4 protein-coding genes are annotated in these 3,539 nt (G+C 70.7%); all 4 read left to right on the plus strand.

Going from position 1 to position 3,539, the window contains the following annotated elements:
- Nucleotides 1-195, plus strand: a 195-nt coding sequence (locus tag ABZ371_RS30460; RefSeq protein ID WP_358685693.1) for a hypothetical protein, incomplete at its 5' end; no start/stop codon positions are given.
- Nucleotides 196-771: 576 nt separating this feature from the next.
- Entirely contained in the window at nt 772-954 is a 183-nt protein-coding gene (locus ABZ371_RS30465; RefSeq protein WP_358685696.1) for a hypothetical protein, read from the plus strand.
- 230 nt (nt 955-1,184) lie between these two features.
- A complete protein-coding gene (locus ABZ371_RS30470; protein WP_358685699.1) occupies nt 1,185-1,961 on the plus strand; it encodes a fumarylacetoacetate hydrolase family protein in 777 nt (258 codons plus the stop codon).
- On the plus strand, nt 1,954-3,426 hold the full coding sequence (gene gltX / locus ABZ371_RS30475; RefSeq protein WP_358685702.1) for a glutamate--tRNA ligase: 1,473 nt from the start codon (nt 1,954-1,956) through the stop codon (nt 3,424-3,426). The genes ABZ371_RS30470 and gltX overlap by 8 nt, the downstream gene beginning before the upstream one ends.
- The last annotated feature ends 113 nt before the right edge of the window (nt 3,427-3,539 follow it).

Below are 3,539 nucleotides of genomic sequence, written 5' to 3' on the forward strand. Positions count from 1 at the left end.
GCCGCCGGCCGCACCGGGGCGCTGCGCACGGTCGCCGCCTTCGCCCGCTGCCGGCTGACCGGGGTTCTGGGCGTGCTGGGGCGAGGAACCGCGGTCGTTCCCGCCGCGCGGCTCCTGATCCGCCGGAGCTTCCCCTCGGCCCTGGCGGGGCTGGGGAGACCCCATGCCATCCCTCTTGAAACGTCCCTGCACTAGCGTCGCAACCTCTGGACCAGGCGTCCCTCCGCTGGGGCGGGCGGGACGGTGTCGGCGTCGTGGGGCGCTGGACGCGCCCCATGGTGGTCGTGAGTGACCGGCGTACTTCCCCCTCCCGCCGCTCACTGGCGCTGCGTTGCGCCTCTGCGCGCCGGGTCCGAACCCGCGGCGGTGCGTGGAATTCCAGCACAGTGGCGGATCTCCAACAAGGCCCACGTACCGGGCTGTGACCTGGATGACACGGTGTGATGGGTGCGTAACAAGCGGTGGGGCGCGTTCACGGTCAAACCGGACGATCCGGGTTGCATCCGTCCCAGGTGCGGGGTGTCCCAGTCGACATGATCGGGAGCGGAATGAGAGATTCACTTACGTAATGTCCGATTTGCTTGGCGTGACCGCCTGTCCTTTATGGGGTTATTGTCGGCAACTTCGTGAGCAAACTCACACCATGATCGCCGTCTCATCCCGGCCATGAGGGGGAATCGGATGTTTAGCCTGACGCTTTACAGGGATAGCGAATCCGACAACCGGCGCCCCCTCAGGGCGGCGCCCCAGCGACAAGGGTCCACACGGCAGATGAAGACGACGATGACGTTCCGCAACATTGCCAACCCCCGGCGCACCACGCTGGCGCACCTGGAGGACGCCCAGGCGCTGAGCACGCCGGAGCAGCGGGAGCACGCCGTCGACCTGCCCACCCGGACGGCCAACCCCCGCCGCACCATCCTCATGGAAGCGCCCGCCACGGCCGCTCGCTGATCGGCGCGGGCCCCCTCCCGCCCGAGCCGGCGGGGACTGCCCCGCGGCGTCCGGCACGCGGACGTCCGGCGTCCGCCGTAAGCCCTGGTGGTACGGCTGCCGGGGCTCCCGTCCGGCCCGCGGCCGCACGCGCCGGACGACGCCCCGGACGCGGCGGATCCCGCCGGGCGAGGCGATAGCCTGGAGCGTCAGTCTTCAGCCAGCCAGCAAGTGAGGGGCGACAGCATCCCGTGCGCATCGCCAGGTTCTCCATCGACGGCAATGTCGCCTTCGGCGCGGTCGAGGGCGACAGCCCCGACAGCCTCGTCCTCGACATCATCAAGGGCATCCCGTACGCCGACTTCGAGCTCTCCGGGACCAAGGTCCCGCTGAAGAAGGTCCGGCTGCTGCCGCCCGTGCTCCCCAACAAGGTCGTGGCCATCGGCCGCAACTACGCGGAACACGCCGCCGAACTCGGCAACGAGGTCCCGGATGTGCCCGTCGCCTTCTTCAAGCCCACCACCTCGGTCATCGGCTCCGGCGACTCCATCGAGTACCCCTCCTTCTCCGAGGAACTGCACCACGAGGCCGAACTGGCCGTGGTGATCGGCCGCATGTGCCGCGAGGTGCCGCGTGAGCGCGTCAAGGACGTGATCTTCGGCTACACCTGCGCCAACGACGTCACCGCCCGCGACGTCCAGCGCCGCGAGAGCCAGTGGGCCAGGGCGAAGGGCTTCGACACCTCCTGCCCGCTCGGTCCCTGGGTGGAGACGGACATCGACCCCGCCGACCTGGCGATCCAGGCCACGGTCAACGGCGAGCAGCGCCAGCTGGGCCGTACGGGCGACATGATCCGGTCCGTCGAGGACCTGGTCGTCCACCTCACGGAAGCCATGACACTGCTCCCGGGCGACGTCATCCTCACCGGGACACCCGCGGGGGTCGGCCCCCTGCGCGTCGGCGACGAGGTCGCCGTCACCATCGAAGGCATCGGCACTCTCACCAACAAGGTGATCAAGCGTGGTTAACGCACCCGTCCGCGTACGTTTCTGTCCCTCCCCGACCGGCAACCCCCACGTCGGCCTGGTCCGGACAGCTCTCTTCAACTGGGCCTTCGCCCGGCACCACCAGGGCACCCTGGTCTTCCGCATCGAGGACACCGACGCGGCGCGCGACTCCGAGGAGTCCTACCAGCAGCTGCTCGACTCGATGCGCTGGCTCGGCCTCGACTGGGACGAGGGCCCGGAGACCGGCGGCCCGCACGCCCCGTACCGCCAGTCGCAGCGGATGGACCTCTACAAGGACGTCGCGGCCAAACTGCTCGCGGCCGGGTACGCGTACCCCTGCTACTGCACCACCGAGGAGCTCGACACCCGCCGCGACGCCGCCCGCGCCGCCGGCAGGCCGTCCGGCTACGACGGGCACTGCCGCGACCTGAGCGACGAGCGGAAGGCCGCGTACGAGGCCGAGGGCCGCACGTCGATCGTCCGCTTCCGGATGCCCGACGAGGCGATCACCTTCACCGACCTCGTCCGCGGCGACATCACCGTCCAGCCGGAGAACGTGCCGGACTACGGCATCGTCCGCGCCAACGGCGCCCCGCTCTACACGCTGGTCAACCCGGTCGACGACGCGCTGATGGAGATCACCCACGTCCTGCGCGGCGAGGACCTGCTCTCCTCCACCCCCCGCCAGATCGCCCTCTACCGGGCGCTCATCGAGCTGGGCATCGCCAAGGACACCCCGGCCTTCGGGCACCTGCCGTACGTCATGGGGGAGGGAAACAAGAAGCTCTCCAAGCGCGACCCGCAGGCCTCGCTCAACCTCTACCGCGAGCGCGGCTTCCTGCCCGAGGGGCTGCTCAACTACCTCTCGCTGCTCGGCTGGTCGATCGCCGAGGACCGCGACATCTTCACCCGCGACGAGCTGGTCGCGGCGTTCGACATCGCCGGCGTCAACGCCAACCCGGCACGCTTCGACCTCAAGAAGGCCGAGCACATCAACGCCGAGCACGTGCGCGCGATGGACGTGAAGGCGTTCACCGAGGCGTGCGGACCCTGGCTGAAGGCGCCGTTCGCCCCCTGGGCGCCCGAGTCCTTCGACGCGGAGCAGTTCGCCGAGATCGCCCCGCACGCCCAGACCCGTGTGACGGTCCTCTCGGACATCACGGCCAACGTCGACTTCCTCTTCCTGGACGAGCCCGTCCAGGACGAGGCGTCCTGGGCCAAGGCCATGAAGGAGGGTTCCGACGCCCTGCTCGTCACGGCCCGGGCCGAGCTCATCGCCGCCGAGTGGAACGCCGAGGCCCTGAAGGCCGCCGTCCTCACCGCGGGCGAGCAGCACGGCCTCAAGCTCGGCAAGGCGCAGGCCCCGGTGCGCGTCGCCGTCACGGGCCGCACGGTCGGCCTGCCGCTCTTCGAGTCCCTGGAGATCCTGGGCCGCGAGAAGACGATCGCCCGCATCGACGCGGCGCTGGTCAAGCTGGCCGCGTAGCGGACCGGTACGGCCCGACGGGCGGGCGCCGGGGGCGAGCCCCCGGCCCCCCCGCGGGGGGTCCGGGGCCAACCCGGGCCCCCGCCCCGACACCGCCGGCCCGGAAGGGGGCC

Origin of the sequence: Streptomyces sp. NPDC005899, assembly GCF_040629645.1 — a bacterium.
Classification (GTDB): domain Bacteria; phylum Actinomycetota; class Actinomycetes; order Streptomycetales; family Streptomycetaceae; genus Streptomyces.

What these genes read in the sequence shown, in the direction of transcription:
- ABZ371_RS30465 (WP_358685696.1), top strand. Translation starts at nt 772, where the DNA reads ATGAAGACGACGATGACGTTCCGCAACATTGCCAACCCCCGGCGCACC.